The organism is Microcoleus sp. Pol11C3 (genome assembly GCF_036701485.1).
Classification (GTDB): Bacteria; Cyanobacteriota; Cyanobacteriia; order Cyanobacteriales; family Microcoleaceae; genus Microcoleus.
The window spans coordinates 7727-13360 of sequence record NZ_JAUBQW010000158.1 but is presented as its reverse complement, the minus strand read 5'-3'; the positions used below and the strand labels follow the sequence as shown (position 1 = coordinate 13360).

8 protein-coding genes are annotated in these 5634 nt (G+C 46.1%); 4 read left to right on the top strand and 4 right to left on the bottom strand.

All coding sequences use genetic code 11. The features are described 5' to 3' along the window. Nucleotides 1-271: 271 nt before the first annotated feature. Nucleotides 272-433: a hypothetical protein gene (locus tag QUA40_RS24750; RefSeq protein ID WP_333130795.1), complete on the bottom strand. Its 162-nt coding sequence runs from the start codon at nucleotides 431-433 to the stop codon at nucleotides 272-274. A 168-nt stretch (nucleotides 434-601) separates the two neighbouring features. Between QUA40_RS24750 and QUA40_RS24745 the strand changes: the two genes are divergently transcribed. Continuing rightward, complete coding sequence (locus tag QUA40_RS24745) at nucleotides 602-931, top strand: hypothetical protein (RefSeq protein ID WP_333130793.1); 330 nt, start codon at nucleotides 602-604, stop codon at nucleotides 929-931. Between the two features lie 222 nt (nucleotides 932-1153). On the opposite strand, the gene QUA40_RS24740 is transcribed toward QUA40_RS24745, so the two are convergent. From QUA40_RS24740 to QUA40_RS29150, 3 genes are read right to left on the bottom strand one after another with little or no spacing between them, the layout of a single operon-like run. After that, the gene (locus QUA40_RS24740) at nucleotides 1154-1279 is read right to left on the bottom strand and encodes a pentapeptide repeat-containing protein (RefSeq protein ID WP_333130791.1); all 126 of its coding nucleotides are present in this window, start codon (nucleotides 1277-1279) and stop codon (nucleotides 1154-1156) included. Continuing rightward, complete coding sequence (locus QUA40_RS29155) at nucleotides 1252-1347, bottom strand: hypothetical protein (RefSeq protein ID WP_445301195.1); 96 nt, start codon at nucleotides 1345-1347, stop codon at nucleotides 1252-1254. Before QUA40_RS29155 ends, QUA40_RS24740 begins: the two co-directional genes overlap by 28 nt. Before the next feature lie 54 nt (nucleotides 1348-1401). Next, on the bottom strand, nucleotides 1402-1635 hold the full coding sequence (locus QUA40_RS29150; RefSeq protein WP_445301194.1) for a pentapeptide repeat-containing protein: 234 nt from the start codon (nucleotides 1633-1635) through the stop codon (nucleotides 1402-1404). Between the two features lie 209 nt (nucleotides 1636-1844). On the opposite strand from QUA40_RS29150, the gene QUA40_RS24730 reads away from it, so the two are divergent. The 3 genes from QUA40_RS24730 to QUA40_RS24720 all read left to right on the top strand — a co-directional run. Continuing rightward, complete coding sequence (locus tag QUA40_RS24730; protein ID WP_333130789.1) at nucleotides 1845-3278, top strand: hypothetical protein; 1434 nt, start codon at nucleotides 1845-1847, stop codon at nucleotides 3276-3278. Between the two features lie 408 nt (nucleotides 3279-3686). After that, the gene (locus QUA40_RS24725) at nucleotides 3687-5270 is read left to right on the top strand and encodes a chloride channel protein (RefSeq protein ID WP_333130787.1); all 1584 of its coding nucleotides are present in this window, start codon (nucleotides 3687-3689) and stop codon (nucleotides 5268-5270) included. 62 nt (nucleotides 5271-5332) lie between these two features. Next, the coding region (locus tag QUA40_RS24720) for an Rpn family recombination-promoting nuclease/putative transposase (protein WP_333130785.1) at nucleotides 5333-5634 on the top strand (302 nt) is incomplete at its 3' end.

The following is a 5634-nucleotide window of genomic DNA, read 5'->3' as shown; positions in this document are numbered from 1 at the left end:
ATTCATTTTTTATTGTCACAATCAAGTATTGCATATAATTGTATCAGAGTCTTGATAATGATTTAGGATTGCTATACGACCGTTAAATTTAAACACTTTAAAGGAGGTGAGAAAGTATGAGCTAGCCCAAACCAACTGTGTTTTCTGCGTAGACGTGTCCGAAAAATTGACACCATCGGTTACCAATTGTCTCACTAAGACTGTTGAATTTGAAAACATCAAAGGAGCTACTTGACATGAGTTTACCTGGATTTACAGCTGAAGCAGCAGTTTACAATACTAGCCAGAAATATCGTATGTCTGGCGCTGACGTTATTTCCACCACAGAGGTGATACCACAAAGTTGTAACTGGAGGAAGAAAATTCGCTGCGCTGGAGCAGTGGTTGCTTGCGGTGCTACCTGTGCTACTGGTGTCGGTACCGCTGCGTGCATTGCATGTTTTGCTGGTGTTGGAGCAAGTAGTTGTGTTGACTGCTTGTAGAGTTTAATCTCAAGTTCTCCCTTTTCAGGAGAACTTGAGATTCAGGAAATAGCAGACATTTTCCATTCTAAAAATGTTGGTATCAGAATAGATATCCAATTATACGGTGAGGATTGTTTATGACAAAGCTAAAACTTATATCTCTTGAGTGCCATAAAACAGAGGATAGCTCTGGGGCTGATGAACCCTATCTGCGTGTCAATGGTCAGAATGTTTGGGGGCCTATCAGTCTTAATGATGGACAGTCAGCAACTATAAACGACATAGTTGAATTTACCAACTCGACTGAGATACAGCTTTACGATCAGGATGTTGGTAGCTGGTTTGATACAGATGATGACTTAGGTACTTTGACCGCTAATCTTTCTCAAATTGGCAAAGGAGAACAAAGAGGCAAATTTACTAAAGACGGAGCAGATTACACTTTGATTTGGGAAGTTTTAAGCTGAGAATTCTTTAATTTGCTGATTCATATCTAGCTTGCACTCAACTGATTATTGAAAGGGTGAGCGCACCTCATCACCCTTCACTCCCTCACCAAATAACGGGAAATGAAGGTTGCAGGTGCGATCGCTCTTTCTCCTGACTAATGCTAATGACTGATGACTACTGACTAATGACTGCTTTCGGAGTCCACTGTCAACTGTCAACTGTCAACTATCAACTGACTTTTATTCATGCCGCCTACCGTCAGGCATCACCACACCCTTTAAATTCGCCCCTTCTAAATTAGTATCCAACACCAAAGCGTTCCTCAAATTCGCACCCTTCAAATTAGCACCTTCCCGATTACCCATCCACAGATTAGCCCCTCCAAATTCGCCCCCTCCAAGTCAGCATTTACCAGAAGAAAAATACCTTTCATAAAAGCACCTGTTAAGTTGGCATTTTTTAAGTTACTCCATCCCAAATAAGCATCCTATAAAAACGCATTCTCTAAATTGCTTTCCTCCAAAATCGCCCCTACTAAATTGCTGTTTATCGGGTAAACACCAGCCAAATTAGCCTGTTTCAAGTTAGCATTTACCAAATTAGCACTCCACAAATTGGCATTTTTTAGGTTGGCTTGTTCTAAATTGACGCCTTCGAGAAAAACAGCGTTTAAATTAGCCCCTGAAAGATTGCACCCCCGACATTCTCTCGCTGCGAGCAATTGTCGGACTTGATGCTTGACTTAGGAACTGTTGGCTGCGAAAATTATTAAACCTGTAGTTGCTAAGCCGATCGCACAAAAAGTCATTATCCCGATCGCACTTACAATCTTTCTTTGTGTCATGCCTCGAAAATCAGGTCTTTGTATAAAAATATACGGATAATTTCTAGTGCTTGCGAGCGAGTTTTTTCCCGATATTCCCTTCCCTTATGAAAAAACAGTTAAAACTTAAATTGCTAGCGATCGCACTTATTGTAAGCTTAGCAATAATTGGTGTCGGGTGCGATCGCATTCTCAAAAAACCCTTTCAACTTCCCCCATCAGCCAAACAAGAACCCTGGCCAATCCAAACAGGCCTCCGAGTCGGACTCATCCGCGACAACATACCAACAGTCAACCGCGTAGTTTTAGTACCAGACGAAGCCACATTCTTAGCAGCAATCCAAAAATGGAATCTCAAAGGAAACTGGCCTATTCTCATCGAAGATAAAAAATATGCGCCCATGTTTTTGCAGCGCTTTCAACCCGAAGAAATAGTCCGTTTGCCCAGCATCAAACAGCAACTGCCAAAAAATCAAAAACTCCAACAATTAATGCTCAACAGTACAGCAGCAGCCTGGAATGCCACCAATACTCAAACCTTAAAAGCAAAATGGACTGAACTCGGCTGGGAACCCCCAGGAGTAGTAATCACATCAGAAAACGACCCAGCCCGCTCAGCAGCAGTTGCCTTAGCAGCCGCTCACGGTCAACCTTTAGTATTTCTAGAAGGCAACTTCGGAAAACCTAACGATAACCTTAATACCGCACAGTGGAAAACTCTGCAAATAGCAGTTACAAAAGCTGTCGAATCAACCGGATATTTTTACTCTCAACTCGCAGACCCGATCGACACAATAACCATTGTACGCCAACTAGCAGTCAAATATCAATCTCCTGAAAAACCAGACCAACAACTAGCCGTTACCGACGGTTTGGGACGGCACCCCAACGGCGAACGCTGGGCGGCGGTCGGCTGGATTTACGGTTCCGAGGTACGATCGATCTATCAAGCCATGTGTGCCATATTTCTAGACAGCGAAACAGCCCTGCTTTATGACAGTTACCCCAAGGAAGGAAATTGGGCAAAATATGAAATGGAGGCAGCAGCTAGCGGACTAAAAACCATAGGTTTAAATGTCGAAGTAGTGCAAAAACCCGAATCTAGCCTGGAAAAGTGGCGGAGTTTAGCCTCAAAAGCGTGGACATTTGACTTAATATTAATAAATTCCAAAGGCTATCCAAAATCATTTCAAGTCGGCAACGGCGACGCCTCAGTTGAGGACATACCAAAACTTCAATTTCCCGCAGCAATCCACATGATCCACAGTTGGTCAGCAGCCGCCCCAGATGACACAAACACCGTTGCCGGAAGGTGGTTAGTAAATGGTGCTTACGCATATATTGGCAGCGTCAACGAACCTCTTTTATCTGCCTTTATTCCACCTAAATTAATGGTCGATCGCCTCAAGCGAGGATCACCCTTTTTAATTGCAGCACGCCAGCTAGAATCCCCTCCCTGGAAAGTCGCCACTATCGGCGATCCGCTAATGTCGATTGCCAAACCCAGACCAAGAATGCCGCCCCATCAACAACCGATGTGATATTATTATGCGCGAGCGAGGGATTTGAGATTTGAGATTTGTGGTTTGAGATTAGTGGTTTTAAGGTAAAGTCTCAAATCGCCAATTCTTTAATGGAAATGTTGTGTTTCACTCAGTTATATGATACTGCAAGTTCACTCATGCGATCGCCCTAACCGCCAACACAGTAAATATAGTTAATTAGCATGAGCGCGACAGTGTATCTAAGTTTGAATGTAAATGAGTATACAATGACCTAAAATCCGCTGCTCCTCAGAATCAGTCATTCCACCCCAGCGGCCAGCCCCAAAAATTTACCCTAAAATACGTCTTAATTAAGTTGTCAATTCCCCTAAAATAACTCAAAATGAAAATAAGAAATAAATTGTAATATTTATATAACTTCTCACCGAAGAATTAACCGCTAAAATGAGAGCCACCCACCCTGTGGATCTGCCGCCACCCAACCCAACCGCAGCAACTCCCCAAGCCTCCCGCCTAAGCCCGCTATTCAACCGTCTGCACCCCAGCCCAGAAACACTCCTGCTCATCCTCTCCCTAGTTATTGGGGGAGTTACGGGCGCAGGCGTCGTCACCTTTCACTATCTGATCCACTTCATCCACAGCCTGATGCTGGAAGACTTCATGGGTGCGATCGCCTCCAAAGGCTCTTGGACACTAGCCTGCATTCCCACCCTCGGCGGAGTCATCATCGGGCTGATGCGTTGGCGGTTTCGGGACTTTGGCCCAAATATGTCCTCCTTAATTGCCGCCACCCGCGGCCTGCAAGAACTCTCCCCCCTCAAACCCATCACCAAAATGGTGGCAGCCTCAGTTTCCCTCGGCACCGGCGCCTCCCTGGGCCCGGAAGCGCCCAGCGTCGAAATCGGCGCTAATTTTGGAATGCTGCTGGCTCAAGTCTTGCAGCTTTCCCCAGAACGGCAGCGCTTGCTCCTCGGCGCCGGAGCAGCAGCAGGCTTATCCGCCGGATTTAACTCTCCCATCGCCGGAGTCTTCTTTGCCTTAGAAGTCGTGCTCGGCAGCACCTTCGCCACTTCGTCAGTCAGCGTTGTTTTGCTCTCGGCGGTAGTTTCCGCGCTCATCGCTCAAATCTGCTTGGGAGCTCAGCCGGCTTTTTCTTTACCAGTCTATGATGTCCGCAGCCCCCTAGAACTACCTCTATACATGGGATTGGGACTTTTGGCGAGCGGAGTGTCTCTAGCCTACACAGAAGCAATTCAATTAGCCGATCGCTGTTTTCAAGGAAAAATCCGAGGATTTGCTTGGCTTGGACAACTGCCGCGGCCACTTCACCCCATCATCGGCGGGGCCTGCGTCGGCTTAGTCGCCCTGCAATTGCCTCAAATTTTGGGTGTCGGCTACGAAACAGTCCAAGCAATGCTCCAAGATGTTAAATTTTCCTTGCCTTTGCTGCTGCTGCTGCTGTTTGTAAAACTGGCGATGACAGCAATCAGCCTCGGCAGCGGTTTAGTGGGCGGCATCTTCGCTCCGGCGATGTTTTTGGGAGCTTCCCTGGGTTCAGCTTACGGCCTCTTTTTGGAAATGCTGCCTGCAATGAGCGATCGAGTGGCAGGCCCTCCCGCCTACGCAATGGTGGGAATGGCCGCCGTCCTCGCCGGCAGTGCCAGAGCACCACTGACAGCCATCCTATTGATGTTTGAATTAACCCGCGATTATCGGATTGTCTTGCCTTTGATGGCAGCAGTCGGATTGAGCGTTTGGCTGGTGGAGTGTGTCAACCGTCGATCGACAGCCCACAGCCTCAACCTTCAGCAAATGGGCGTAGACGTGGCTCTCAATACACCGATCAAAGCCAGAGAACAGTTGCAGGATTGGGAAGATGTTCTGGGCGATCGCATCGTCACAGAACTAATTTCTTGCCAACTCCCCATTGATGACGAACACAGCGACGATGAGCCTGTGCTGGCGATCGCCAATGCACATTTGCCGGAAAATGTCAAACCATTGCCTGAAACCAAATCAGCCCTTTGACCCAGATCAGATCCCGTTGCTTCCTCACAAAATTAATAACCTCAAAGCTAAATCTGACAACCATGATATTTATCAACCCAAAAACAGATTACGCCTTCAAAAAAATTTTCGGTTCCTCAGAAAGCAAAGAAATTCTAATTAGCTTTCTCAACGCCTTGATTTATGAAGGCAATCCCACAATTCAAGACTTAGAAATCATCAACCCGAATCTACCACCCAAACTAGAAGGCTTAAAAGATAGTTATCTGGATGTGAAAGCCAAACTTAGCGACGGCACTTTAGTAATTATTGAAATGCAAGTGCTCAACGTCCAGTCTTTTGGCAAGCGAGTTTTGTACAATGCAGCAAAGACTTATGCTTTTCA

What these genes read in the sequence shown, in the direction of transcription:
- QUA40_RS29155 (WP_445301195.1), bottom strand. Translation starts at nt 1,347, where the DNA reads ATGAAAGGTATTTTTCTTCTGGTAAATGCTGACTTGGAGGGGGCGAAT.
- QUA40_RS24725 (WP_333130787.1), top strand. Translation starts at nt 3,687, where the DNA reads ATGAGAGCCACCCACCCTGTGGATCTGCCGCCACCCAACCCAACCGCA.
- QUA40_RS24740 (WP_333130791.1), bottom strand. Translation starts at nt 1,279, where the DNA reads ATGGGTAATCGGGAAGGTGCTAATTTGAAGGGTGCGAATTTGAGGAAC.
- QUA40_RS24750 (WP_333130795.1), bottom strand. Translation starts at nt 433, where the DNA reads ATGCACGCAGCGGTACCGACACCAGTAGCACAGGTAGCACCGCAAGCA.
- QUA40_RS24730 (WP_333130789.1), top strand. Translation starts at nt 1,845, where the DNA reads ATGAAAAAACAGTTAAAACTTAAATTGCTAGCGATCGCACTTATTGTA.
- QUA40_RS24745 (WP_333130793.1), top strand. Translation starts at nt 602, where the DNA reads ATGACAAAGCTAAAACTTATATCTCTTGAGTGCCATAAAACAGAGGAT.